At 39.9% G+C, this 24,885-nt stretch carries 27 protein-coding genes and 1 pseudogene; 15 read left to right on the plus strand and 13 right to left on the minus strand.

The window, feature by feature from the left end; genetic code table 11:
- Positions 1–54: 54 nt before the first annotated feature.
- From KVY11_RS06645 to KVY11_RS06655, 3 genes are all read right to left on the minus strand, one after another.
- The gene (locus tag KVY11_RS06645; protein WP_010326783.1) at positions 55–1,107 is read right to left on the minus strand and encodes a porin; all 1,053 of its coding nucleotides are present in this window, start codon (positions 1,105–1,107) and stop codon (positions 55–57) included.
- Positions 1,108–1,380: 273 nt separating this feature from the next.
- Positions 1,381–1,794: an HIT family protein gene (locus KVY11_RS06650; protein ID WP_004697031.1), complete on the minus strand. Its 414-nt coding sequence runs from the start codon at positions 1,792–1,794 to the stop codon at positions 1,381–1,383.
- Positions 1,795–1,824: 30 nt separating this feature from the next.
- A complete protein-coding gene (locus tag KVY11_RS06655; RefSeq protein ID WP_004697032.1) occupies positions 1,825–2,094 on the minus strand; it encodes a YARHG domain-containing protein in 270 nt (89 codons plus the stop codon).
- 380 nt (positions 2,095–2,474) lie between these two features.
- On the opposite strand from KVY11_RS06655, the gene KVY11_RS06660 reads away from it, so the two are divergent.
- Positions 2,475–3,188, plus strand: coding sequence for a transglutaminase family protein (locus KVY11_RS06660; RefSeq protein WP_218288513.1), 714 nt, complete (start codon positions 2,475–2,477; stop codon positions 3,186–3,188).
- A gap of 71 nt (positions 3,189–3,259) precedes the next feature.
- Here KVY11_RS06660 and KVY11_RS06665 read toward each other — a convergent pair whose 3' ends face one another.
- Both KVY11_RS06665 and KVY11_RS06670 read right to left on the minus strand, forming a co-directional pair.
- Complete coding sequence (locus KVY11_RS06665; protein ID WP_010326781.1) at positions 3,260–4,132, minus strand: NAD(P)-dependent oxidoreductase; 873 nt, start codon at positions 4,130–4,132, stop codon at positions 3,260–3,262.
- A gap of 15 nt (positions 4,133–4,147) precedes the next feature.
- A complete protein-coding gene (locus tag KVY11_RS06670; protein ID WP_218288487.1) occupies positions 4,148–5,239 on the minus strand; it encodes an alpha/beta fold hydrolase in 1,092 nt (363 codons plus the stop codon).
- 142 nt (positions 5,240–5,381) lie between these two features.
- On the opposite strand from KVY11_RS06670, the gene KVY11_RS06675 reads away from it, so the two are divergent.
- From KVY11_RS06675 to trpB, 9 genes are all read left to right on the plus strand, one after another.
- The gene (locus KVY11_RS06675) at positions 5,382–6,569 is read left to right on the plus strand and encodes an O-succinylhomoserine sulfhydrylase (protein WP_218288488.1); all 1,188 of its coding nucleotides are present in this window, start codon (positions 5,382–5,384) and stop codon (positions 6,567–6,569) included.
- A gap of 28 nt (positions 6,570–6,597) precedes the next feature.
- Entirely contained in the window at positions 6,598–6,927 is a 330-nt protein-coding gene (locus KVY11_RS06680) for a YbaB/EbfC family nucleoid-associated protein (protein WP_004984648.1), read from the plus strand.
- Between the two features lie 16 nt (positions 6,928–6,943).
- Positions 6,944–7,540: a recombination mediator RecR gene (gene recR / locus KVY11_RS06685; protein ID WP_004697052.1), complete on the plus strand. Its 597-nt coding sequence runs from the start codon at positions 6,944–6,946 to the stop codon at positions 7,538–7,540.
- Positions 7,541–7,747: 207 nt separating this feature from the next.
- On the plus strand, positions 7,748–8,890 hold the full coding sequence (locus KVY11_RS06690) for an HRDC domain-containing protein (RefSeq protein ID WP_218288489.1): 1,143 nt from the start codon (positions 7,748–7,750) through the stop codon (positions 8,888–8,890).
- Between the two features lie 129 nt (positions 8,891–9,019).
- On the plus strand, positions 9,020–9,328 hold the full coding sequence (locus KVY11_RS06695; protein WP_004984643.1) for a YcgL domain-containing protein: 309 nt from the start codon (positions 9,020–9,022) through the stop codon (positions 9,326–9,328).
- 22 nt (positions 9,329–9,350) lie between these two features.
- Entirely contained in the window at positions 9,351–9,734 is a 384-nt protein-coding gene (locus KVY11_RS06700; protein ID WP_125274856.1) for a hypothetical protein, read from the plus strand.
- A 22-nt stretch (positions 9,735–9,756) separates the two neighbouring features.
- On the plus strand, positions 9,757–10,608 hold the full coding sequence (locus tag KVY11_RS06705; protein WP_004697065.1) for a MoxR family ATPase: 852 nt from the start codon (positions 9,757–9,759) through the stop codon (positions 10,606–10,608).
- Between the two features lie 13 nt (positions 10,609–10,621).
- Positions 10,622–11,809, plus strand: coding sequence for a VWA domain-containing protein (locus KVY11_RS06710; protein WP_005401232.1), 1,188 nt, complete (start codon positions 10,622–10,624; stop codon positions 11,807–11,809).
- A gap of 42 nt (positions 11,810–11,851) precedes the next feature.
- Positions 11,852–13,060 carry a tryptophan synthase subunit beta gene (gene trpB, locus KVY11_RS06715; RefSeq protein ID WP_218288490.1) on the plus strand — a complete coding sequence of 403 codons (1,209 nt, stop codon included), beginning with the start codon at positions 11,852–11,854 and terminating at the stop codon, positions 13,058–13,060.
- Between the two features lie 127 nt (positions 13,061–13,187).
- Here trpB and KVY11_RS06720 read toward each other — a convergent pair whose 3' ends face one another.
- The 3 genes from KVY11_RS06720 to KVY11_RS06730 all read right to left on the minus strand — a co-directional run bounded on the left by KVY11_RS06720 (position 13,188) and on the right by KVY11_RS06730 (position 14,505).
- On the minus strand, positions 13,188–13,619 hold the full coding sequence (locus KVY11_RS06720; protein ID WP_183175094.1) for a CBS domain-containing protein: 432 nt from the start codon (positions 13,617–13,619) through the stop codon (positions 13,188–13,190).
- A 131-nt stretch (positions 13,620–13,750) separates the two neighbouring features.
- Complete coding sequence (locus KVY11_RS06725) at positions 13,751–14,131, minus strand: DUF2750 domain-containing protein (RefSeq protein ID WP_004984635.1); 381 nt, start codon at positions 14,129–14,131, stop codon at positions 13,751–13,753.
- Between the two features lie 140 nt (positions 14,132–14,271).
- Entirely contained in the window at positions 14,272–14,505 is a 234-nt protein-coding gene (locus KVY11_RS06730; protein WP_004697075.1) for a hypothetical protein, read from the minus strand.
- Positions 14,506–14,722: 217 nt separating this feature from the next.
- Here KVY11_RS06730 and KVY11_RS06735 point away from each other — a divergent pair, with 217 nt between their 5' ends.
- On the plus strand, positions 14,723–15,082 hold the full coding sequence (locus tag KVY11_RS06735) for a hypothetical protein (RefSeq protein WP_004697078.1): 360 nt from the start codon (positions 14,723–14,725) through the stop codon (positions 15,080–15,082).
- Positions 15,083–15,458: 376 nt separating this feature from the next.
- Here the strand turns inward: KVY11_RS06735 and KVY11_RS06740 are convergent, their stop codons facing one another.
- Both KVY11_RS06740 and KVY11_RS06745 read right to left on the minus strand, forming a co-directional pair.
- Positions 15,459–17,051: a pitrilysin family protein gene (locus tag KVY11_RS06740; RefSeq protein ID WP_218288491.1), complete on the minus strand. Its 1,593-nt coding sequence runs from the start codon at positions 17,049–17,051 to the stop codon at positions 15,459–15,461.
- Positions 17,051–18,430, minus strand: coding sequence for a pitrilysin family protein (locus KVY11_RS06745; RefSeq protein ID WP_218288492.1), 1,380 nt, complete (start codon positions 18,428–18,430; stop codon positions 17,051–17,053). Before KVY11_RS06745 ends, KVY11_RS06740 begins: the two co-directional genes overlap by 1 nt.
- Positions 18,431–18,625: 195 nt before the next feature.
- Between KVY11_RS06745 and ftsY the strand changes: the two genes are divergently transcribed.
- From ftsY to KVY11_RS06760, 3 genes are all read left to right on the plus strand, one after another.
- Complete coding sequence (ftsY, locus tag KVY11_RS06750) at positions 18,626–19,732, plus strand: signal recognition particle-docking protein FtsY (RefSeq protein ID WP_218288493.1); 1,107 nt, start codon at positions 18,626–18,628, stop codon at positions 19,730–19,732.
- A gap of 194 nt (positions 19,733–19,926) precedes the next feature.
- Entirely contained in the window at positions 19,927–20,613 is a 687-nt protein-coding gene (locus KVY11_RS06755; protein ID WP_218288494.1) for a nitroreductase family protein, read from the plus strand.
- Positions 20,614–20,786: 173 nt separating this feature from the next.
- Positions 20,787–21,380 (plus strand): nitroreductase family protein, encoded by a 594-nt coding sequence (locus tag KVY11_RS06760; protein WP_218288495.1) that lies wholly within the window; start codon positions 20,787–20,789, stop codon positions 21,378–21,380.
- A 17-nt stretch (positions 21,381–21,397) separates the two neighbouring features.
- Here KVY11_RS06760 and KVY11_RS06765 read toward each other — a convergent pair whose 3' ends face one another.
- The 3 genes and pseudogenes from KVY11_RS06765 to KVY11_RS06775 form a co-directional block, all read right to left on the minus strand.
- Positions 21,398–21,868, minus strand: a complete 471-nt coding sequence (locus KVY11_RS06765) for an IS30 family transposase (RefSeq protein ID WP_371315981.1) — start codon at positions 21,866–21,868, stop codon at positions 21,398–21,400.
- Between the two features lie 21 nt (positions 21,869–21,889).
- Positions 21,890–22,980 (minus strand): annotated as a pseudogene (locus KVY11_RS06770) (IS3 family transposase).
- A gap of 66 nt (positions 22,981–23,046) precedes the next feature.
- Positions 23,047–23,556, minus strand: coding sequence for an IS30 family transposase (locus KVY11_RS06775; protein WP_218288497.1), 510 nt, complete (start codon positions 23,554–23,556; stop codon positions 23,047–23,049).
- Positions 23,557–23,838: 282 nt separating this feature from the next.
- On the opposite strand from KVY11_RS06775, the gene KVY11_RS06780 reads away from it, so the two are divergent.
- Complete coding sequence (locus KVY11_RS06780) at positions 23,839–24,501, plus strand: DUF2057 family protein (protein ID WP_218288498.1); 663 nt, start codon at positions 23,839–23,841, stop codon at positions 24,499–24,501.
- The last annotated feature ends 384 nt before the right edge of the window (positions 24,502–24,885 follow it).

Raw genomic sequence — 24,885 nt, forward strand, 5'->3', positions numbered from 1 at the left:
CTAGATAAAAAAACACGCCGAAGCGTGTTTTTTAATTTTTAGGGGAGCGCTAACTTAGAAGTCGTAACGCATTCCTAGAGAAAGACCAAGACTGTTTTCACCCGCTACACCGCTTACGCTGTTTGTACGGCCTTCTTTCCAAGGGGTTAGGTTTGATTTGTCATCATTAATAACCGTTGCCAAGTTACCGTATAAACGAACTGCTTTGTCTAGGCGGTGCTCAAGGCCAACAGCGAGTAATGTTGAGTTTGCATCATCTGCATCGACATCACGGTAGAATACTTCACCACGTACTAAAGTTTTTGGAGCAAACTTGTATTCACCCGCTACACCAAAGACTTGTGCATCAGGAGTAACTGTAGAGTTGTCATGTTGTAGGAATTGGTACATGCCACCTAAGTTAAAGTCAGGGGTGATTTTGTATGCGCCAGCGATACGGAAACCATCACGCTCACCGCTAGTTGCTTCTTCTTCATAGTGTTCGTATGCAGCAGCGAAGTCGACGTTACCTTCTTTATAGGTTAAAGCTAAGTCATAAGCTTTATCTTTGTCTTTAGCACCATCTTTTGTTGCATCTGGGCTATTTGCTTCATGTAAAGAAAGTGCACCTAATACATTGAAGCCATTACCAAATTTAGGTGATTTATATTCGATAGTATTTGCATTACGCTCATCAAACTTCAAGTTACCTACACGTGTTACGTTACGTACGTCACCAACCATGTCGCCAAAGAAGTTGATTGGACCGCGTGCAGCCTTGAATGGGCTGTCAAAACGACCCACACGTGCTTGACCGAAGTCACCTTTTAAGCCTACAAAAGTATCTCGTGTTGCAAACTCAAGGTCGCTATTTGATGAACCGCTTGCGAAATTGATTTCTTGTTCAATTTGGCCGAATACAGTCATGCCATTTTCAAGCTCTTGTTCAGCTTTGAAGCCTAAGCGTGAAGAGTTTGAAGAGATTCCAACTTCGTTATAGTCAGCGCCATCATCTAGATAGTCTAAAGAAACATGCGCACGGCCATAAATTTTTACGTCAGCAGCCATCGCTAAAGCTGGTGTAAGTAAAGTTGCCCCAACTGCTAATGCGCAAAGTGTTTTTTTCATGTGTAGCTCCAAGAAAGACTTTTTGTTGATTCGTCTATAAAAGGTTATTCAGTCGTCTTTTTATTCATCAGACTTCTGTCTCTTGGCGCTCATTATTGATTACAAATAAGTCATTAATATTAAGGGAATATTACAAAAATATTAAACAAGTCAATGTCAAATGCATTTCCGCGATAAATTGTTAAGCTTGATTTTGAGAACTTAGATTATTGATCTTATTTATTTTTAGACCTAAAAAAAAGGAGCCGAAGCTCCTTGATTGAATAGGTGGAATTACAAAGCAGCGCGAATTTTTTCTGCTTGTGCTTTGATTTTTTCTTGATCACCCATTTGTAAGGCATGCTTACCTAGTTCATGTACCGAACTCGGAATGAGGTGGAAATGTACATGGGGGACGGTTTGCCCAGCAGCAGCTCCAGACAGTTGCATGAGGACAATGCCTTGGGCATCCAAACCGACTTCAATGGCTTTTGCTACTTTTTGTACCACTTGAATGGTGTAGGCAGCAGCATCGGCAGGGAGGTCGAGTAAGGTCACCGCAGGTGTCTTGGGTATGACTAAAGTATGACCGTCTGCTTGAGGCATAATATCCATGAATGCAAGAACTTGGTCATCTTCATATACTTTTATGGCTGGAAGTTCACCACGTAAAATCCGTGCAAAAATGTTTTGCTCATCGTAAGCCATGTCTATTCCTTAAGTTTCGCTTAAACTGATTTACTTACAGTTCAATTCTTTTTGACGTTCTTTAATGGCGTCAAGACGTTGTTGCTCTTTTTCAGAGAATTTCGGTTTAGTGGTGTAGCAATTATCATTGCCAAATTTTGCTTTCGCTTCAGGGTCCTTAAAACAGAAACCTTTAGATGCATAAATGACATCATGATCATCTTTTAATTTTTGACACTCTTGCTCAGGTGATGCCGCAAAACTTTGCGCCCCGATTAATGTTGCAAGACTGGCAAAAACCGCTACAGTCAACTTTTTCATGAGAATTTCCTCAGTTTGTAACATTGTATGTAGTCACACTATTACTTTATAGGGGTTTGTTCTGTTTATTCAATGGTGAGTTCTTACTCAATTGTAATTTTACTTCATAATTGCTGCATATAATACATAAAATTTATATATATCAATAGCTTTTAAGATGGTGGATAGAAATGGATATTTAAGTTTTTTATGTAATTTAGTCTATTTTTTACAACTTTTCTTAGGCTCTAACATTTTTAGATTTCATTGAGAGGGCCACAGTGCTTCGGTGCGTCAGCTTTTTTAACCTTTAATATTCGCCTCATCTCAAATTCTATTTCAGGAATTTTTTACGATTAGCAATGAGTTTTTTTAAGTTATTCATTATTGGAGAGCTGAGTATGCTAAGGCTATTAGAACAGACGCCGATTTTAGATTATTACCATCCATCGATTCAAAATTTGATTGAACAGCGCAAATGGAGAGATCTTGATGAAGTTAATAAGGTGAGGAATATTTATAACTTTGTTCGTGATGAAGTTCAATTTGGCTATAACACGGGAGATACGATACAGGCATCTCAAGTCTTAAGCGACGGTTATGGTCAGTGTAATACCAAAGCAACGTTATTGATGGCGTTACTCCGAGCGGTGGTTGTAGCCACTCGGATACATGGGTTTACCATCGATAAAGCCTTACAAAAAGGTGCAATCAAAGGCATTTGGTATAAGTTATCGCCCAAGAATATTTTGCATAGTTGGGTCGAAGTTCATGTGAATGGACAATGGTATATTTTGGAGGGTGTAATTCTTGATCGACTTTATCTAGAAAAATTACAAAGTATAAATAAGCATCAAACAAAAATTTTTTGTGGTTTTGGGGTATTTACCGAGAACTTTGAAAATCCACCTATCGATTGGAATTTGAATGATACTTTTATCCAAGACAAGGGGATTAATCAAGATTTCGGTTTATTTGCTAGCCCAGATGATTTTTATAATATGCACCAACAAGAACTTAGTCCGATACAACGTATGGCTTTTAAATATGTAGTCAGACACTTAATGAATCAAAATGTCAATAAAATTAGAAATATACAAAAAGCCTCTTTATGAGGCTTTTTGTTCGGCCATCGGAATAGCTTAACTTATGATTAAAGTTAAAGTATGACTGACTATGATAAGCATTACTCTAAAGTAATTTTGCTCCATGACTCATATAGTTTAACTGCTGAAGAAAAATCGCTGTCTGCTTCAGATAAATCACTAGCAGTTTGAATTAAACTTTGAGCCAGTCCAATCACAGGTGCGGATAGTTTTGCTTCGCGGACTAAATCAACGGCAATGCCCGTATCTTTTGCTAATAGAGGGAGTGCAAAAGTAAGCGGGAAGCTGCGGTTGAGAATGCGCTGTGGTAAAACAGTTTCAGTTACGCCACTTTTACCACTAGACGCATTAATGCAATCTAATGCTTCGTTTAAGTTTACGCCATGGGCTTTTAGGGTGGTAAACCCTTCGGCAACAGCACAGAGGTTCACAGCCAAAAGCATATTGTTTACGGCTTTAACTGCAAAACCAGCACCTGATTCGCCCACGTGTTTAATCAGTTTACCAAACGCTTGAATAGCTGGTAGTGCGCGTTCAAAAGCTGCGGTATCACCACCGATCATAACCGTAAGGGTTGCATTATCAGCACCAATAGTTTGACCACTTACCGGTGCATCTAAAAAGTCCACACCGTGTTGTTTAAGCTGTTCAGCTACTTTTTTTGCAGAAGAGGGTACACCGCTGGTGCAATCGACCCAAATACTGCCTGCTTTGAGTTCAACTTGTGCAAGTAAGTCTTCAATATCTTGACTGGTTGGAAGACAAGAGAAGACTACATCGGCCTGAACTGCTTGCGCAAGTTCCACCGCCTGCGTGCCATAGGCTTCTGCATGTTGTTTTGCTTTATCAAAATTGCGATTCCATACCCACACGTGTTCAAAGTGTTTAGGTAAGTGTGATGCCATGCGATAACCCATGGCGCCTAGACCGATAAATGCAACTGACTGAATCATGTCAAACCTTAGTATTTAAATTTTACTTGAACGTTCACTTAACCACTGAGCCAGTTGAGGCCAAAATTCATCGGCACTACGCTTACTCGACATCAGTCCTAAATGTCCCCCTGGGATAAGAGTAAACGTGACATCGGTGCTACTTGTCAATTGGGTTAATGGCTGAGCTGCCTCTGCAGTAACAAGTTGGTCTGTTGTGCCCGCAGCCACAAGCAATGAGCACTGTATATTTTTTAAAGCTATGCTTTTCTCATTTAATGTGATTAGTCCAGTTTTGAGTGGATTACGCAGCCAAACATTAAAAAGCATGTCTTGATTGATGCCGCCAGGATAATCAATCATACGATTGAGAAAACCGCCAATGGTGGCATGTTCATACAAGGCTTCATGGTCATCTAAATTAAGCAGTAAGTTCTTATGACTTTGAAACCAGCCGATAGGATCAATGATTTTAAAACCAAAAGTATTTAACCCTCCAGAGGTATGAAGTAGACGCTTTGGTATCTTGCCCTGATAAATTTGCTGTTGTAATGCTTTGCTTTTTGAAATGATTCGATTGAGATATGCAAAGAACTGGCCATTTCGCCCAGATTTATAACTGTCAATTGGACTCCCTAAAACCATTAAATTTTTCACAAAATTGGGTTGATGTAAGGCGGTATACAAGGTCACGAAAATGCCAGCCATACTCCACCCATGCAGAGAAATTTGCTCGCTGTGGCTATGTTTTAAAATGCTTTGTATACAGAGTGGAATATAATAATCAATAAACGTCAGAAAGTTAAAATGACGGTTATGAATATTTAATTTCCCCCAATCAATCACATATACGGCAAAGCCTTGCTGTTGGAAGTACTTCACCAGTGAGCGATAAGGATACAGGTCGTAAATAGACATATTGATGGCTAGCGGGACCACAAAAACTAAGGGTTCTTTATACTTACGGACTTCAGGTGCGTAATAGCGAATTTGGGTCAGATCAAATGTTTCAATCACTTCATAAGGTGTGCTTTGTGACAAAATGAGTGACTTTCCATTAAAAATGCGCGTAGAAAGATTCTTTAGTTTATTTTGATGCGTTGAAATTTTAGTTTTTAAAGAGTGCATATAGGTCTTAGATCTCAAATAAGCAGAAAGTTTGATCGAAGTCTAATCAATATTCGCGTATTTTACCTTGACCTTAAATAGCCTAGACGCTCAAAATGTTGGCAATTCTTTACAAAGGCAGTCCGTCGACTGAACCAGAGCCATGAGCCTACAAGACGAATTTGAATACCAATTAGATACCTTAGCCATTCGTACTGGGCATACGCGTAGTTTCGAGGGAGAACATGGCGAACCTATCTTTCTAACCTCATCATTTGTCTATGAAAATGCAGCAGAGGCCGCAGCAAAATTTTCAGGTCAAGAGCAGGGGAACATCTACTCGCGTTTTACCAACCCAACTGTTGCGATGTTTGAAAAACGCCTTGCAGCTTTAGAAGGTGCTGAACGTGCAGTGGCAACCAGTTCGGGTATGGCCGCAATTATGGCCGTGGCAATGTCATTTTTAAAACTAGGCGATCATGTGATTTGTTCACGTGCGGTATTCGGTTCGACCGTATCTTTGTTTGAAAAATATGTGGCTAAGTTTGGTGTAACTGTCGACTTTGTCGATTTAACAGATTTAGATGCATGGAAAAATGCCGTTAAGCCTGAAACTAAATTACTTTTTGTTGAGTCTCCGTCAAATCCTTTGGCTGAAGTGGCAGACATTCAAGCACTTGCTGATATTGCACATGCCAATGGCGCACTTTTAGCGATTGATAATAGTTTCTGCACACCAGTATTACAGCGCCCAATTGAGTTTGGTGCGGACTTGGTGATTTATTCAGCGACGAAGTATTTGGATGGTCAAGGTCGTGCTCTTGGTGGTGCCGTAGTGGGTAGTCATAAATTACTCGAAGAAGTGTTTGGTTATGTACGTACCACAGGGCCTTCAATGAGTCCTTTCAATGCATGGGTATTCTTAAAAGGCTTAGAGACTTTACGTTTACGTATGCGCGAGCACTCAGCAAGTGCGCAAAAGCTGGCAGAATTCTTAAATACACACCCGAAAGTCGAAAAAGTGTATTACGCAGGCTTACCTGAGCATATTGGGCATGAGCTTGCAGCGAAGCAACAAACAGGCTTTGGTGGGATCGTTTCTTTTGAAGTGAAAGGCGAGCGTGAAGGGGCTTGGACTGTTATTGATAATACCCAATTTATTTCAATTACAGGCAACTTGGGCGATGCTAAATCGACCATTACCCATCCTGCAACGACTACCCATGGCAAACTTTCACCAGAAGCGAAACAAGCCGCAGGAATTCGTGAAGGTTTAGTTCGTGTTTCTGTTGGTTTAGAAGATATTGATGATATTATTCGCGATATCACACGTGGTTTAGACTTAATCTAATTTTTTAATTTTATGTTCGGAGATTTTAATGAACATTAATATGTTAATGCAGCAAGCTCAACGCATGCAAAAAGACATGGAAAGCAACATTAAAAAAGCTAAAGAAGAGCTTGCGCAAACTGAAGTGCATGCTGAAGCTGGTGGTGGTTTGGTTAAAGTGACGATGACTTGCCGCAATGTGGTAAAACGTATCGAAATCAATCCTGAATTATTGCAAGATGATGCAGATATGATTGAAGACTTAATTGCTGCGGCAATGAATGATGCTGCACGTCAAGCAGAAGCAATCACTGAAGAACGTATGAAAGCTGCGAACTCAGGTGCAGGCTTACCACCGGGTCTTGCTGGTTTATTCTAATTAAGGAATACGTATAGTGTTTAGCGATCGTTTTGATCAATTGGTACAAGCTTTACGTATTTTGCCAAGTGTTGGGCCGAAATCGGCTCAGCGCATGGCGCTTCATCTGATTATGAAAAATCGTGAAGGGGCTGTGGGTCTTGCACATGCTTTAAACGAAGCCACCAGCTATATTCACGAATGCAGTTTGTGTCACTCACTGACCGAAAACGAAGTTTGTGACATTTGCGTCTCGCATGAACGTGACGATCAACTCCTTTGTGTGGTTGAGTCTCCCGCAGATGTGATGGCGATTGAGCAAAGTGGCAGTTTCCGCGGTAAGTACCATGTATTGGGTGGGCATTTATCTCCACTTGATGGTATTGGGCCTGAAGAGATCGGCATTCCTTATCTAATCCAGCGTTTAGGCGATGGTAAAGTAACAGAAGTGATTTTGGCGACCAATGCAACGGTAGAAGGTCAGGCCACAGCGCATTATTTGGTTGAGGCGACGAAACATTTACCGATCCAAATGACGCGTATTGCACAAGGCGTACCACAGGGTGGCGAACTTGAATATGTCGATAGTCATACCTTAAGCCAAGCTGTACATAACAGAATGCGAATGAAATAAGTATTTCGATACTTGTTTCATTTTTTTAGTTGAGCTACAAGATTGAAATCTTGAGTAAGATAAAAAAAATATTAATTTGAATCTAGTTGTATAAAAAAATCACAAAAAACGGCAAATAATTAAAAAACCCTTAGAAATCTTGATAGCTAAATGATCTTATTCAGGTAAGATAGCCCAAAGAGCATCTAGCATTAGACGCAGTAGGATATGTTTCAGTTTATTCAGCAGCAACAAGACTTAACACCAGTCTTAGAAAAAATGGATCGTAACGAAGTCTATGGACTCGATACAGAATTCATCAAAGTCGATACCTTATGGCCAAAGTTAGGCGTATTTCAAATCAATGTCGAAAACAATGTCTATTTACTCGATGGTACGACACTCGATTTATCTGAATTTTGGAATAAACTTTTTCGTGCACAGCAAAATGTCTTTCATGCATGTAGTGAAGATATCGACCTGATTTATCACTATGCACAGCATAAAACCTTAAACAATGTATTTGATACCCAAGTGGGTATGTCTTTCTTAGGACATGGTCTACAAGTGAGCTATCAAAATGCACTGAAACAAATGTTGGATGTTGATATCGATAAAGGGGAAACGCGCTCAAACTGGTTGGCGCGACCATTAAGCCCTGCACAATTGAGTTATGCGGCAAACGATGTGCTGTACTTGATGAATCTCTCAGAAAAAGTTAAACAAGAACTTGATTCAAAGTCACTCTTACATTTTGCACTTGAGGACTGTCAGCATCTGACGCAAGAGATCGCGACAGAAACGCCTTTGCATTTACTCTATCAAGATATTGGTAACTATCGACATTCACGTCGTCAGTTAATGCAGTTACAGCAGTTGGCTGTATGGCGTGAACAGATGGTGAAAGCGCTAAATACACCACGTAGTTTCATTTTGAAAAACTCAAGCATGATTGATTTGGTTGAGAAAAATCCGAAAAATGCTTTTCAGTTATCGGGTGTAAAAGACATACGTCAAAACGTTGTCCGCGAGCATGGCAAAACCATTTTAGATTTAGTGAAGTTCTTGCCTGAGCAAGCAGATTGGCCGCTACGTATGGCACGTCCGATCCGTCATTCTTCAAAAGATGTGGGGGAGAAGATTGATCACTTAATTCAAAATGTGGTCAATGAAACCAGCATTCCTAAAGAAGTGTTGATGCGAAAAAAGTGGATGAACGCACTGCATCAACATGTGGTTTTTCATAATGATGAGCAAAACTTGCCTGATTATTTATTAGGTTGGCGCTATGATTTGTTAACCCAACCTTTAATTCAGCTCCTACGCCGTGATGAAAGCTATCTTTCAACGCAAATGAAAGTCATGGATTAATAATTAGTCAATTGGTCTGAAGTTTGAATATTTATACAAAATCACGACTGATGCGTTAATCATGACTAATGTCAGCTGCTTTTATTTGATGTATCCTGTGGCTTGAGTTATTTGAGTGCTGTTTTAGATATGCAATGTTCTATTTATAAATCAAGCAAAAAAGATGAAATGTATCTTTATATTGCTTGTCCAACTGAAGCTGATCAAGCCGCTGAAGATTTTAGCCCATTGAATGTTTTACCTGAAGCTGTTCGTGTTGCATTTGGTCGAGCGACTTTTGTGATGTCGTTAGAGCTGAGTGAAGCGCGTAAATTGGCCCGTGTAAATGTATTGCATGTCATGGATTCGATTCAAACTCAGGGCTTCTTCCTACAAATGCCGCCAGAAGGATTAATCAATCCGAACGCTGCGGCACCAGAAGGCCTTCGTGGCGCATAAAGCATAATTCAGGAGTTGCACCGTGGATAGTTTTCTTTCAATGCTCGATTCAATTCCTGAAGACAGTATTGCTGTCACAGTTTACCTTTTGGGCAGTTTGCTGATTTTGTGGTGTTGGTATTCCATTGCTACACGCCTGCCGAAGCTGTTGGGTGGCATCACATGGATGATGATCTTTGCCATTTTATTGACGCCAACGGTTTCCGAAGGTCCAAACTCATCGATTGCACCGGCTATTTTTGGCTTGCTTTTCGGTGTGTTAACGAAAGAATCAGCACTCATTTGGTCAAATTTGTCACTGATTCTCTTTGTCATGGGTGTGGGGCTTGTGATCGGTTTCTTTTGGTCAAAATATGTGGCTAATAAGACCAAAGTAGTTGTCAGTAACAATCATTCACCGCTGTAATTAATAAAAATAAGGTTTAATCATGTCTGTTGAAACACAACAATTTACGGGTACAGATCAGTACATCGCTACCGATAGTTTAAAACTTGCTGTAAAAGCTGCACGTAGCTTACAAAAGCCTTTGTTGGTCAAAGGTGAGCCGGGTACGGGCAAAACTTTACTGGCTGAACAAGTGGCTGAAAGCTTAGGCTTAAAATTATTGACTTGGCACATCAAGTCAACCACAAAAGCCCAGCAAGGTTTATATGAGTATGATGCAGTTTCACGTCTACGTGACAGCCAACTGGGTGACGACCGTGTTTATGACATTAAAAACTATATTAAACCGGGTAAATTGTGGGAAGCATTCACCAGTGAAGAACGTTGTGTTTTATTGATTGATGAAATTGATAAGGCGGACATTGAGTTTCCAAACGACTTGTTGCATGAATTGGATAAGATGTCTTTCTATGTATATGAGACGGGCGAAACCATTACTGCATCACAACGTCCTATTGTGATTATTACTTCAAATAATGAAAAAGAACTTCCAGATGCATTCTTGCGTCGTTGTTTCTTCCATTATATTGAATTTCCAGATGATGCAACTATGCGTGAAATTATTGATGTTCATTTTCCGCAAATTTCAACGGCATTGGTCAATGAAGCATTACAAGTTTTCTTCAAATTACGTCAAGTTCCGGGTCTAAAAAAACCACCATCAACTTCTGAATTGATTGACTGGTTAAGCTTGCTCATGGCTGATGATATGCCAGAAGATGTACTGCGTAATCATGATAAGTCTAAAGCCATTCCACCTTTATATGGCGCACTCATTAAAAACGAACAAGATGTACAGTTGCTTGAACGTTTAGCCTTCATGTCCCGTCGCTAAAGGAGAAACACGCATGTTTGTGCGCTTGTTTTATACCTTACGCAAATACGGTGTTCCCGTCTCGACGCGTGAACTAATCGATCTGAATGAAGCTGTTGCTTCAGGATTGGTCTTTGCCGATCAAGAAGAGTTCTATCAACTCGCCAAAACGATTATGGTGAAAGATGAACGCTTCTTTGACAAATTTGACCGAGGGATGAAAGACTACTTTGATGGCATTTCAACTTTTGATTTAGATGATTTACTCAATAAAGTTCAAAAGTTACCGAAAGACTGGTTTGATTTGGAACTCTTAGAAAAGCATCTAAGCCCTGAGCAGCGTGAAGAATTAAAGAAAGCGGGTTCATTAGAAGAACTCATGAAAATGCTGGAAGAGCGCTTACGTGAACAGCATAAGAAACATCAGGGTGGAAACAAGATGATCGGCACTGGAGGAACGTCTCCATTTGGTGCTTATGGTGATCATCCTGAAGGGGTGCGTATTGGTGGGCCAGGACGTAAACGTTCTGCTGTAAAAGTTTGGGAACAACGTAAATATCAGAATTTGGATGATGATCAAATTCTCGGGACGCGCCAAATGCAAATGGCATTGCGTCGTTTGCGTAAATTTGCCAGACAAGGTGCGGCTGAAGAGTTAGACATCGACGGTACAATTCGTGAAACAGCGAAGCAAGGCATACTCGATGTGCAGCTCGTGCCTGAACGTCGTAATCGCATTAAGGTGCTGATGTTGTTTGATGTGGGTGGATCAATGGATTCACACATTGCACAATGCGAAAAACTGTTTAGTGCGGCGAAAACTGAGTTTAAAACTTTAGAGTATTTCTATTTCCATAACTGTTTATATGACTATGTTTGGAAAGACAATGTACGCCGCTCAAGTACCCGTATGAATACGTGGGATTTATTCAATACCTATGGACGCGACTATCGTGTAATTGTGGTTGGAGATGCCTCTATGGCACCTTATGAACTCAATTCTGTGGGTGGTTCAGTTGAATATATGAATGATGAAGCAGGCAATGTCTGGCTACAGCGCTTACGCAATCATTTTGAAAAAACAGCATGGTTGAACCCAGAAGAAGACCGTTATTGGCATTACACTCATACGATTGGTTTGATTAAGCAAATTTTTGAAGACCATATGTACCCAATGACCCTCAAAGGCGTTGAGGATATGACTAAGTATTTAGCACGATAAAGCTGGAAAGAAAGCACATTTTAAGAATAAGGATCATAAAAAATGGATCATCAAATTAATGGTATTGCTTTGCCTAATGAAGCAGGCTTTTTTGGGAAATATGGTGGTCAGTTTATTCCACCTCACTTAAAAGCGGCAATGGATGACATTAAAGTCGCTTACGAGCAAATTCGTGTAACAGAAGAATTTCAAACTGAACTTGCTGAACTGTTTGCGCACTATGTTGGTCGTCCAAGTCCGTTGTTTTATGCAAAACGGTTGTCTGAACAGTTGGGCGGGGCACAGATCTATCTAAAGCGTGAAGACTTAAACCACACAGGCGCACATAAAATTAATCACTGTTTGGGTGAGGCGCTGCTTGCAAAATATATGGGTAAAACCAAAGTGATTGCAGAAACGGGTGCAGGTCAACACGGCGTTGCATTAGCAACAGCCTGTGCTTTGGTGGGGATTCCGTGTGAAATTCATATGGGGCAGGTGGATATTGAAAAAGAACATCCCAATGTCGTCAAAATGAAAATCCTTGGAGCAACACTCATTTCAGTGACACGTGGTACTGCAACGCTGAAAGATGCTGTGGACAGTGCTTTTGAAGAGTATTTAAAAGATCCAACCCATTATATCTATGCGATTGGTTCGGTTGTTGGTCCACATCCATTTCCAATGATGGTGCGCGACTTCCAGTCGATTATTGGTAAAGAAATTAAAGAACAAACCCATGAGCGCTTTGGTGCGAACCCAGATTATGTGGTTGCATGTGTCGGTGGCGGTTCAAATGCTATGGGGGCTTTCACCGCATTTTTGAACGATGCTGATGTGAAATTGATTGGTGTAGAGCCTGCTGGTCATGGTCTAGATACCGACATGCACTCAGCAACGTTAACCTTAGGCAAACCAAGTCAAATTCATGGTATGGCGTGTTATGTACTTGAAAATGATCAAGGTGAACCGTTACCAGTACACTCGATTGCTTCAGGTCTAGATTATCCTGGCGTCGGGCCTCAGCACAGTCTGCTGAAAGACTTGGGTCGTGTTGAATACACCACTGCGACTGATCAAGAGTGCTTGGATGCGTTTATGCGATTGTCACGTGTTGAAGGGATTGTCCCTGCACTTGAAAGTTCACATGCCGTAGCATGGGCGCTTCGTGAAGCTCCAAAGTTGGCCAAAGATATTAAAATAGTGGTGAATGTATCTGGTCGTGGCGACAAAGATGCAGACTATGTCGCTGCAAAATTAGGTCTGAACTAAGTTTTAAGCCTTTTATATTTACATATAAAAAGCCCTGCTTAGTGCAGGGATTTTTTATGATCTTGTTTTTATCATTAATAGCCAATGCTGAGTATATGTTTATGGTTGAACACCTAAACATTAAAATTTAACCTGAAATATACTGTTGTAGTTGCTCAATCAGTTTCTTTTGATCATCCATTGCCGCTTTCACCAAGTCACCAATAGAAATGAGTCCCAATAATTTATCTTGTTCAACCACAGGCAAGTGACGTAGGTGGCGGTCTGTCATCAGGTCTAAACATTCTTCAACCGTAACGGCTGTTGTGACTGTCAGTACTTTGGCTGTCATAATTTCATTGACTGTAGTTTGCTTCGAACTACGTTCCATCAACATGACTTTGCGCATATAGTCACGTTCGGACAATATACCTACAACGCGTTCTTCTTGTGTGACCACAAGTGCACCAATGCCTTTATCTGCCATAAGTGAAATTGCTTCAAGAACGGTGGCTTCAGGGCTGATGGTGTAGATTGCTTGATGTACTTTATCTTTTAATACTTGAGCAACATTGGTCATAGGGCATATCCTCGGTTGTGGTTATTGTTTTATATTTAAATTAGCGCGATTTAAAAAAAAAGCAAATACTTTACAGTCATAGCTCTCAATAAAATAACAAGTTAATTACGTCTTATTGTTCTTAATGAGCCTTAAGCTGGCGACAGAATACGGTCATTGAAGAAAAAGTGACGCATTTGAGACGTGCTGAGCTTCATGCGCTTTGTGCCATTACATAGCGCAGGGGTGACTTTTAAGCGTGACAGAGTAGGCAGTAATGCACTTTGGAAATCTTGTGGCGTGATTTTTTTAGGAATATAGTTTGGCCAGTGCAATTGAGCATATTGGTGTGCGTGTAAACCATTGAGCCAAAAAGGGAAAACATAGTCATCGTGATCTGAAGTCATCGCCCAGCCTTGCTGTTCAGCATTGTAAAGACCCCAAAGAATACCGCAGTACATCATGCCTCTTAGAATATTGATTTTTAAATATAAATGATTTGAAATCGGTTGTAGTTTCAAAATTTTGTACATAGCGTTATGTCATTAAGGAACATGACGCTATTTTAAATAATTAAGATGAAAGTTCAGTGTAAGCTTTGCATAACTATGTAAATAAATATGTCATATCAAAATGTTAGCCTCAAAAAAAACGCCACCTAGGTGACGTTTTATTATGCTTTCATGGTGGCAAGCTGTTGCCAGTATTGTGCTTTCAGCGAGTCGCGTTCTACGCGGAAACCTTGATAATAAAGTTCTGCTAAAAATAGTGCTGCTTTACCGTGGCCAGCGCGTGCAACGCTTTCTAACTGTTGTACTGCTTCTACGAAGTTCATTTGTGATTGAATGGTGTTTACTGCATCCGCATACGCATGTTCTAAGTCATGATGAGAGATTTGTTGAATCATATTAAGCTCCTTATTCTAATTATGATCACTTAAAGGTATTTTTACCTTTAGATATAAATATCACGCTAATGTTAAATATTTATTACAAATTGCTGGAATTGTCAAATATATTGTCGAGTATTCTTCATCTTATTTTGTTTACATGATTAAACAATGAACAATCAAAAGATTGAATATGATAATAAAACAGGAAACTGTATTTTATAAGGAGAATAACATGACAAATACATTAGACGGTTTTGATTTTGATATGCCTCCAACTGTTTCTCAAATTGTAGCGTTGGCGCAATATCACCGAACACTATTAGATGAAGCAGTTTTCCATCAAGAAATTCATCTTGGGGATTTTTGTTTGGCACAACGTAAACGAGTTTATGATTTCACACGTCAGCTTGATGAAAATCAACGGGCTGATTTTTATGAAACATACAATGGGGAGCTAAGACGTATTGCAGATGACGATCCTGCACACCCTGCAGATGCAGAAAATGGTGTTGGGGCTTTCGCCATTATGATTGCATTGGGGGTAATTGCCTTAGTGCTCTATTTTGCAGTTATTCGTAGCATTGTTGGTTAGACTTCTGCTTTACAAACAATCTGACTTGCTGAAATTATGTCCTCTTTAGCATTAATGGGGGCATTTTTCAGCATTTCAACTTGTGATTATGCAATTCGCTACTTACACTAGTTTCACTAGAGGTAGGTTATGCACATTGCGATCCAAAAAATTCTTAAATTAAAATCACAGATTACACTTGTACAAATTTATAATGGTCTGATGGCATCGATCATTATGCTTATTGTCGTTTTATCGAGTATTGCTTTATCTCGGCCCATTTCTCCAAACCAATTTGAAAATGTAAGTCGCTTATCTCATCAAGCGACTTTCCCAGAAACACAAGAGATGGCTCAAGATCTGGTTTTGGAAAACCAGATTTCCTATATTGATTACTTTAGATTAATGCAGGCTCATCAGTTTGAACAGAGTCGGGCGAAGCAGCTTCCGGCATTGGCTCCGGAGGTTCAATAATCGCAGGAATTTGATCAGGATGCGGCATGCTTTGCTTAATATTCGGGTCAAGATTCAATTCTAAAATATGTCGAAGTTGCTCTTTATCTAAAGCATTACTGACAATCACGAGCGTAAGACTTTCAGGGTGAATGTGTTTACGTATCGCATTTTGAACATCTAAAGGCGTGATCGCAGCTAAACGTTTTGGGTAGTCTGCTAAATAATTCGCATCTTGCTGATAAAACCCTATAGAGCCCAGTTGTGCATTGATGTTTGCATTGCTGCTATAGCTGTTAGGTAGACTGCGTAACATACCAGCTTTGGTTTCTTCTAACTGCTGTGCATCAATTGGTTGATGGACAAAGTCAACTAGGGCTTTATGCGCCACTTGTATGCTGTCTATGAGCTGATCTTGCTGGGTTGAATAACTTAGACTAAAACTTCCAGCCGCTTGACTAAATGTAAAAGCACTGTTTGCTCCATAGGTGTATCCACGTTTAACACGTAGTTCTTTCATTAAAATGGAGCTAAATCCCCCCCCACCCAACATACGGTTAGCCAGTTCGAGTGCTAAACGATCCGGATCATCCCGCGTGGTTGATAGATGTCCCATGGTGACATGGGCTTGAGTTGAATTAAACAGAATGTGTTGAATATCAAAGTTAGGTTTATCTTGTGGTATAGCAAGTGGCTTTGCTGCTTCACCTTGTGGGATGGCTGCACTTATTCGTTCAGCCAGTTTCTGTGCTTGTTTCACACTGAGTTGGCCTGTCAGTGCAATATTCATATTTTGACTAACCAAAAACTCATCTCTGAATTTTTTTAAGTGCTGAGTCGTAATTTTTTTAATACTGCCATTGGTGCCTGTAATCGGTTCCGCATAAGGGTGCGAACCGTAGAGCGCGCGATAAAAGCGAATACTCATCAATCGACTCGGACTTTCTTTCAATTGCTTCTGACCCACTTGGGTATTGCTCACCATCAAATTAATACTGTTATTTTTAAAAGTAGAGTCTTTTAATACTTCAAGCATCGTACTTACCGCAGCATCTAGTTTTTTAGGGTCAGACAACGAACGCAGTCGAACCACAAACATGTCACGGTGTGCAGCTACACTAAAACGAGCCCCGACTTGTTCAAAGGCATTCGCGATTTCAACTGCATTATGTTGCGTGGTGCCTTCATCGATGAGTTGTGCCGCCATATTGGCAACACCATATAGGCCTTTTTCTACTTCTATATCTCGTGCAGAGCCTGCATTAAAGGTAAGTTGAATATCCACCATAGGTAAGGCGGGTGACTCAACAAATAGACTTCGAACTTTGTATTTGTTTTTAAGTTCGTGTACATGTGGTGCTGTATAAAAGTCGCTGGCTTGAACTTGTTTTAAGCTTTGTAGAGAAGCAACAGACTGTAATGTACGTGGGTCATCATTGCTAATACTGCTTGTACTTACATCTGCAATTACATTGGTAGTGCAAAAGGTAGACATGGTAATAAATAATAGGTGAAAGATGGTCTTTTGATTTTTCATTATTTTGTGGCCTTCTTTTCTGGTTGAAGGTACAACGTACTTAAGTTATTACGAACAAAAGCAGTTTGAGCAACGTGCTGAATATCTTCAGGTGTAACCGCTTCAAAATGCTGTGGAAGCTGATCCATCAGTCGATAATTCAAGCCATTCACGGCTAAGTTTCCAATCATCTTTGCTTGCCCGATAATGTCATCTTGACCATAAATTAAGTTTGCAACGAAGCGTGTACTTATCCGTTCTAGCTCTTGTGGTTGAACAAGTTCTGTTTGGAGTCGCTCAATTTCATGTTCAATGGCTTTTTGTAGTTCGGGAAGTTCCACGCCAGTGACAGGAAGTGCGGAGATACTAAATAGACTGTCTCCACGGTTATAAGGGTCATAACTGACACTCAGTGCGGTCGCTAATTTTTTGTCGCGTACAAGGCGCTGTTGTAATCGAGAGCTGATCCCGCTATCTAACAAGCTTCGAATAAGTGTGAGTGCATAAACATCTTCTGGATTGCTTGCTGTTGCAAGCGATTTCACATTCCAAGCCATATATAAATTTGGCACTTCAACATTGGTATTTTGTTCCATGTGACGGTAACCAATGTTCTCAAACTCAGTCACATCATTGCGTACAGGTGTTGGATGACTTTTGATGTCGCCAAAGTATTTTTGAACTTGTCGGAGCGCGGATTCTGCATTGACATCACCGACAATCACCAAAATCGCATTGTTTGGGCTATACCATTTTTGATACCACTGTTTCACGTCATCTAGACTGATGTTTTGCAAGTGTTTCATGTGCCCAATGACGGGTTGACGATAGTGGCTTGTGGGATACGAAATCCATTTGAAACGTTCGAAAGCGAGTGAACGTGGGTTGTCATCGGTACGCAGGCGTCGCTCCTCCATCACCACTTTAATTTCAGGGTCAAAGTCTTGTTTCCGTAGTAAGAGATTGCGCATACGATCGGCTTCAAGCTCTAGAGCCATCGGGAAGTAAGTTTTAGGATAAAGCTGATAGTAATTGGTGTAATTGGTAAATGTTGCGGCATTTACTGTACCGCCATAGATTCGACTTAAGCGACTGAATTCGTCATTGGGAACTTTGGATGTGCCTTTAAACATCATATGTTCCAGTACATGCGAAATACCCGTTATATTTCCAGACTCATCAGTGCTACCGACTTTGTACCAAATTTGGGTCATGACCATTGGGGAGCGGTGATCTTCACGGATAATCACCTGCAAGCCATTGCTTAAAGTAGTTTCAAAACTACTGCGGGTAAGTTCACTGCGTATTTGTGCATGGGTAGTTATAGGTAAACAAAGTAGAGTTAAACCCAGTGCAACTAAACTTTTTTTATAAGAATGCGTGACTAATAAGTGATGCATATAAAATTTGGGCTCAGGTTGAAGTGAAGTTAAAGCATTTCAATAAATAACCATTCTTAAGAAAAATGCGAAGTAGATCAAGCGCCAGAAGTATTGATTTGTTAAGTGTTTACATAAAGTATTGTTGCTAAGCGGAAGCCTATCTTTTATGGTAGAATCCGTCTTTTTTAACGCAGTGCTTTTCAAGGATTCGGCATGCAACAGCAATCTAATGAGCAGAACAAATTTTTGATTGATGCTGATATCGGGGATGACGATGTCACACTACCAAGTTTACCTGTGGTCAATGTGCCAATCGTTGAAACAAAAGAGCAAACAGTTGTTAGTCCAGTTGTGGTTGCTGAAACAAACGTAGAAGAAGCAGATGCATCTGCAAAAGGTGGTTTTTTTAGCCGCATGAAAGAAGGGTTAACCAAAACCCGTAAAAACCTTGCCGATGGTATGGTCAATATTTTGATCGGCGGTAAGGAAATTGATGACGAACTGCTTGAAGAAGTTGAAGAGCAGCTTCTAGTAGCCGACATCGGTGTAGATGCAACGAAAACCATTATTGCTAACTTGACTGAACGTACTGCACGTGGCGATTTAATTTACTCGCACTCGCTCTATAAAGCGCTTCAAGAAGAGTTGGTGGCTTTACTTGCACCACGTGTGAAACCTTTACACATCGATCCGAACAAAACGCCTTATGTGATTTTGGTGGTGGGTGTAAACGGTGTGGGTAAAACTACAACCATTGGTAAATTGGCAAAACGTTTACAAGGTGAAGGCAAGAAAGTGATGCTTGCTGCGGGAGATACTTTCCGTGCGGCAGCGACTGAGCAGCTTCAAATTTGGGGTGAGCGTAATAATATTGCCGTAGTAGCCCAAGGCCATGGTGCTGACAGCGCTTCTGTCATTTTCGATGCGTTTGAAAGTGCGCGTGCGAAAGGTGTTGATGTCTTGATCGCAGATACCGCAGGTCGTTTACATAACAAAGGTCATCTCATGCAAGAGTTGACCAAAGTAAAACGTGTTATGCAAAAAATCGATGCGACCGCGCCACACGAAGTTATGTTGGTGGTCGATGCAGGAACGGGTCAAAATGCGATTAATCAAGTAGAAATGTTTGATGAGGCAGTTGGCTTGACAGGCCTGACGATTACTAAACTCGATGGTACTGCGAAAGGTGGTGTACTATTTAATATTGCCAGTCGTACGCATGTTCCAATTCGCTTCATTGGTGTTGGTGAGAAAATTGATGACTTACGTCCTTTCTCTGCAAAATCCTTTGTTGCTGCTTTGTTCGAAACAGAGAAATAAGACTCAACAATACTGTTTTTAAAGTGTTAGATCAGTCACATAAACTCCGCTAAATGCGGAGTTTATTTTTTTATTCAATTTGTTTGTTTTAAAAACAAGCATTTAGAAATCACATAATGAATATAAGTGATTCTCCTGAGATTACACTAGTACCTAACACAATAGGCATCACTGTACATTTTGGGGAACACGGTATGGCTTTATTACATAAAATTGGACAAGTTCTAACAACGGACTTAACCAAAGACTTAAAATTTAAAAAAAATCACGAAGAAGACCTAAAACAAACCACATTTATCGATCAACTAAAAAAGCGCCGTAGTATTTATGTTTTAGGGAAGCGTGTGCATTTAAGTCAGGTGTATTTAGCTGAATTGATCCAAGAGGCTGTGCGAAGTTGTCCTTCGGCACATAATTCACAAAGTACTTGTATTGTGATTTTAATGGGTGACGCGCATCATCATTTTTGGAATGTCGTAAAAGAAGTGCAGCGCAAGTTAGTCCCCGCGCATATTTTCGCTGGTGCAGAACTGAAGGTTGATCAATGCTCGGCAGGGTTTGGTACAGTTCTATTCTATGAAGATCAGCAGATCATTCAACAATTACAAAAGAAAATTCCTTTTGATGCGGCAGAATTTCCAGTTTGGTCAGAGCAAGTTTCAGGTATGGCCCAATATGCTGTATGGACTTGTTTAGCAGATGCAGGTTTGGGTGCATCATTACAACATTATAACCCGAGTATTGATGCTGACATTTCAAAGGTTTTTGAGATTCCAAAACATTGGCTGTTACGCGCGCAATTGGTCTTTGGTTCGATAGAGGAAAAAGTCGCTGAAAAAGAACATTATAAAGATGAAGAGCGCTTTATGATCTATGCATAATGACACGACATAGTCTTTAGTGGTTTCTAGATCAAGTTTTGTAATGTTATGGCATATTGTTCTATTTTTAAGACACTATGTCGCTGAATTAAGCATGTTCAAATTTGAAATTATAGCTATGATGAATATGAAACTGCATATAACAAGATCGTGAGATCGCTGAGGAAAATAACATGTCATTTTTAGACCACATCAAACAACGTCGTACCATTTATGCTGTTGGTAAAAATGTAGCATTAACACCAGAACAAATTGAATCTGTAATTAAAGAAGCGGTAAATCACAGTCCTTCTGCATTTAACTCACAGACTTCTCGTATTGTGACTTTGTTTGGTGAGTCGCATTTACAGTTTTGGAATGTGGTGCGTGAAACTTTACGTAAAATTGTTCCAGAAACTGCTTTTGAAGGCACAAATGCAAAAATTAATAGCTTTGCAGCAGGCTATGGTACGGTTTTATTTTATGAAGACCAAGATGTTGTAAAATCATTGCAGGAACAATTTGCGCTTTATGCAGATAATTTCCCAGTGTGGTCTGAACATTCTTCTGCAATTGCTCAATTTGCCGTATGGACTGCGTTATCTGAACAAAATATTGGTGCGTCATTACAGCATTACAATCCAATCGTAGATGCTGAGATTGCAGAGATCTTCGATATCCCTGCGAATTGGAAACTTCGTGCACAACTTGTTTTTGGTTCGATTGAAGCACCTGCGGGTGAGAAAACATTTATGGCGGAAGCGGACCGCTTTAAAACATTTAATTAATCGCTAGTTTTTAAAACTTAGATTAGCATTTGAAGTGCAACACCATGTTCTTGCAATAATACCTGACTCGGACTTTTAAATCCGAGTCTTTTTCTTGGCCGATAGTTTAGTTTTGTAGTGATCTCTTCAATATATTGATCAGAATAATCATTTAAATCACTTCCTTTCAAAATATATTGTCTAATCAAGCCATTTGTATTCTCATTTGTGCCTCTTTGCCATGAGCTATACGGATCTGCAAAGTAAAAATCTATTTCTATTTCTAATTCTTTTGCAATCTGTGCATGCAAACTAAACTCTTTACCATTATCTGCTGTGATCGTCTTTAAATCTCTCTTCATCGGGCTAAGCAATTCAATCGTAGTTTTTAATATTTCGTCACTCTTACGATTACAACATTTCTTCAACCAGAGATACCCCGTTTTACGATCAACAATTGAAACCAATGACTGCTGATGATGTTTACCAACGGTAATCCTCCCATAAATAACCGAAGTTAAAAGTAGAGGTTAAGCAGCCATTAGAGGTGGCCTTCCTTTGTTAGCTTGGTGTGGTCTTTCATGATTGTAATGCCACAGCCAATCAGTTGCGTAATCCTGAACTTCTTCTAACGTATCAAACAAATGCTTGCTCAGCCAACTATAACGTATAGTCCGATTATATCGTTCAATATACGCATTCTGCTGTGGCTTACCCGGTTGAATATATTCAATACGAATACCGTGCTCAATAGCCCAGCGCACAAATTCGTGACTGATAAACTCGGGGCCTGAGTAGCACTGCTACGCAAGGCATCGGATCACTAACGGTTTTTCTCTCCACTCCAGCAATTGATTCAACGTACGAATGACCCTAATTGTGGGCAATGAGAACCCTGGTTCAATGGCTAGGCCTTCGCGGCGGTAATCATCAATCACATTCAATAATCGAAACTTGCGACCATCGGAAAGTTGATCATGCATAAAATCCAGTGACCAAACCTGGTTTGCACGTATTGGCTCTTTCAGTGGTTCAGGCACATGTCGTTTTAGTCTTCTTCTCGGTTTAATACGCAGATTCAGTGCCAACTCACAGTAAATGCGATAAACCCGCTTGTGATTCCAGCAGTGACTCTCAACATGCCGTAAATACGAGAAGCATAGACCAAAGCCCAAATCGGTATTTTCCTCAGTGAGTTCAATGAGCTGTTCTGCAATGAGCACATTGTCATCACTGAGTCTAGCCTGATAACGGTAGCAGGTTTCACTTATGCCAAATGCAGTGCAAGCTAAACGGATACTAACAGCATGTTGGGCCACTGCCTGTTGAGCCATCTGACGTCGACAAGATGGTTTTACCACTTTTTTGACATCGCTTCCTGAATAATTTCTGCTTTTAATCGTTCTTCAGCATACATTTTTTTTAGTCTGGTATTTTCTGTTTCCAACTCTTTCAGCCGTGCCATCAAAGATGTATCCATGCCGCCATATTTAGCACGCCATTTATAGAAGGTTGCATTACTCATACCATGTTCACGACAAAGGGCCGCAACAGGTGTACCAGACTCCGCTTGCTTCAAGATAGACATGATCTGGCTGTCAGTAAATTTAGATGTTTTCATGCAGAATCTCCTGCTTGTATCTTAAGAGAAAATTCTACTTTTAAATCCTATTATTTTTAGGGGGGATTACCCAACAATCGTATCAATTTCAAGATCCCCAAATCTTGAACGCTCTTCAACAACTAAAGGTCTTTCTTTGATATTTCTACGATTCGTGAGTTGACCACGTGTTTCAGGATGACCATATTTTCTTTTACGTTGATTTCTAGAGCGTAAATTCTTATACAAACTTTCTCCAACACGTTTATCCCTATGAATATAGCGATAGATAGAATGCAAACTCACTGCAATATGCGAAGAAATCTGTTCTGGACTCCATTGCAAAGACAATAACTTTTTCACCTCTTGCCATTGCTCTTGTGAAATGGTTTTAGAATTTGGAGAGAAACGCTTGCGAGCCAATTTATGGGCATGCTTTGCAAAGTAACCATTTCGATTTTTATTACGTTGAATTTCGCGAATGATTGTAGAAGGTGCTCTTTGAAGCCTGAATGCGATATGTCGTTTAGAAAATCCTTCACGCAGTAAAGCGTAAATCTGATATCTTTCTTCTTGGGTAAGATGAGTATAGTTCATTGTGCAACTTTGACTTTGGTCGGTCTGGAAGCAAAATGCTATCTCATCTTACTTCTTACCTAAATTAATCTCTGTTGCACTTCTTATGAGAATCTAAGAAATGAAAAAGAGCAGAGTAGATCTGCTCTTTTTTTGTTTAGCGATTTATCTTTAAAATATCAAAGCTTAGCACTATATATTGTAGTGCTGAGTTGGTTCTAAGCTCAGAAATTGTCATAAAATTGTCATTTATACACTGCATAGTGCAACTAAACTTTAATAAACCATCGATAGAGTGTAAAAATGACCTTACGCATAACCCTTGCAACAGCAGCATTGATGTTGAGTACTTCAGTATTTTCAGCAGTGACTATTACTGCTCCAGAGGAAATAAAAATTGAAGGCTTAAATGGGCAAGAGGTTAAGAGTCGTTTATTCAGTTCTGACAATAAATATAATATTGATGCTGGTGAAAATATTATCAGTGTTCGCTACACTCAGTTTTTTGAAGAGCATCCGGGTATTGGCTCACACGATATTGTTCGCTCAGGGGTTGTGAATATTAAGACTCCAATTTTACAAGACCAACAGTCTTACCGTTTGGCGCTGATCAATCCTCCGCAAAACCATGATGATGCCAAGGCTTATGCTAAGCAGCCGATCTTTGGTCTATACAATGCCAAAAATCAGTTACTGGTTGAGCAAAAGGGCAGTAAAACTCAAAATGCAGGTATTCTTCAAAATCTATTTACTGATGCACCAACCGATCTAACTCAAAAAGCAACGACAGTGGTACAACCTGCACCGGTCTATACGTCACAAGCTGTTGTTGCGAAAGCTGGGACAGATAAACAAAAAGATTTAACAAGTTCTGGCAATGCTCAACAATTAATTAATAGTTGGAAAAGTGCATCTAAATCTGAACGCCAAGCGTTTATGGCTTGGCTTGCTGAACAAGCACAGTAGCTGGTACATTCTAAAAAAAACAGCGTTAGCTGTTTTTTTTATTTAGATAGCGCATTTATATGGTAGATAACTTGATTATATTGACTGTAATTTAATCTAAAACGCATGTTTTGCTTTAAAAATAACCAGTTGAATGGGTTTTTTGAATTATTTATTTAAATGCACTTGCGCTGCAAATAAAATTCTATAGAATACGCAGCACACCAACGCAATGTAGTGAATAACTTGAAGCGAAGGTCTTGCTGATGACGAATCAGCAAGAAGATCATTAAGAGATTATGAAGAACAACTTGTGTGGATTTTTACTGATTGATCGATCGAAAATATTTCATTGATTGATGGTAAGAATTACTCGAAGTTTATTTGAGAAATATTTGTCAGAAA

Source organism: Acinetobacter sp. CWB-G5 (assembly GCF_019209785.1).
Classification (GTDB): domain Bacteria; phylum Pseudomonadota; class Gammaproteobacteria; order Pseudomonadales; family Moraxellaceae; genus Acinetobacter; species Acinetobacter johnsonii.

Coding starts and splice junctions, on each gene's coding strand:
- KVY11_RS06665 (WP_010326781.1), bottom strand. CDS start 4,132: ATGATTCAGTCAGTTGCATTTATCGGTCTAGGCGCCATGGGTTATCGC.
- KVY11_RS06690 (WP_218288489.1), top strand. CDS start 7,748: ATGTTTCAGTTTATTCAGCAGCAACAAGACTTAACACCAGTCTTAGAA.
- KVY11_RS06775 (WP_218288497.1), bottom strand. CDS start 23,556: ATGAACTATACTCATCTTACCCAAGAAGAAAGATATCAGATTTACGCT.
- KVY11_RS06655 (WP_004697032.1), bottom strand. CDS start 2,094: ATGAAAAAGTTGACTGTAGCGGTTTTTGCCAGTCTTGCAACATTAATC.
- KVY11_RS06745 (WP_218288492.1), bottom strand. CDS start 18,430: ATGCATCACTTATTAGTCACGCATTCTTATAAAAAAAGTTTAGTTGCA.
- KVY11_RS06730 (WP_004697075.1), bottom strand. CDS start 14,505: ATGATTCAACAAATCTCTCATCATGACTTAGAACATGCGTATGCGGAT.
- KVY11_RS06740 (WP_218288491.1), bottom strand. CDS start 17,051: ATGAAAAATCAAAAGACCATCTTTCACCTATTATTTATTACCATGTCT.
- KVY11_RS06670 (WP_218288487.1), bottom strand. CDS start 5,239: ATGCACTCTTTAAAAACTAAAATTTCAACGCATCAAAATAAACTAAAG.
- KVY11_RS06680 (WP_004984648.1), top strand. CDS start 6,598: ATGAACATTAATATGTTAATGCAGCAAGCTCAACGCATGCAAAAAGAC.
- KVY11_RS06755 (WP_218288494.1), top strand. CDS start 19,927: ATGGCTTTATTACATAAAATTGGACAAGTTCTAACAACGGACTTAACC.
- KVY11_RS06735 (WP_004697078.1), top strand. CDS start 14,723: ATGACAAATACATTAGACGGTTTTGATTTTGATATGCCTCCAACTGTT.
- KVY11_RS06645 (WP_010326783.1), bottom strand. CDS start 1,107: ATGAAAAAAACACTTTGCGCATTAGCAGTTGGGGCAACTTTACTTACA.
- KVY11_RS06710 (WP_005401232.1), top strand. CDS start 10,622: ATGTTTGTGCGCTTGTTTTATACCTTACGCAAATACGGTGTTCCCGTC.
- KVY11_RS06695 (WP_004984643.1), top strand. CDS start 9,020: ATGCAATGTTCTATTTATAAATCAAGCAAAAAAGATGAAATGTATCTT.
- KVY11_RS06725 (WP_004984635.1), bottom strand. CDS start 14,131: ATGTACAAAATTTTGAAACTACAACCGATTTCAAATCATTTATATTTA.
- KVY11_RS06705 (WP_004697065.1), top strand. CDS start 9,757: ATGTCTGTTGAAACACAACAATTTACGGGTACAGATCAGTACATCGCT.
- KVY11_RS06660 (WP_218288513.1), top strand. CDS start 2,475: ATGCTAAGGCTATTAGAACAGACGCCGATTTTAGATTATTACCATCCA.
- trpB (WP_218288490.1), top strand. CDS start 11,852: ATGGATCATCAAATTAATGGTATTGCTTTGCCTAATGAAGCAGGCTTT.
- ftsY (WP_218288493.1), top strand. CDS start 18,626: ATGCAACAGCAATCTAATGAGCAGAACAAATTTTTGATTGATGCTGAT.
- KVY11_RS06760 (WP_218288495.1), top strand. CDS start 20,787: ATGTCATTTTTAGACCACATCAAACAACGTCGTACCATTTATGCTGTT.
- KVY11_RS06720 (WP_183175094.1), bottom strand. CDS start 13,619: ATGACCAATGTTGCTCAAGTATTAAAAGATAAAGTACATCAAGCAATC.
- KVY11_RS06675 (WP_218288488.1), top strand. CDS start 5,382: ATGAGCCTACAAGACGAATTTGAATACCAATTAGATACCTTAGCCATT.
- KVY11_RS06780 (WP_218288498.1), top strand. CDS start 23,839: ATGACCTTACGCATAACCCTTGCAACAGCAGCATTGATGTTGAGTACT.
- KVY11_RS06650 (WP_004697031.1), bottom strand. CDS start 1,794: ATGGCTTACGATGAGCAAAACATTTTTGCACGGATTTTACGTGGTGAA.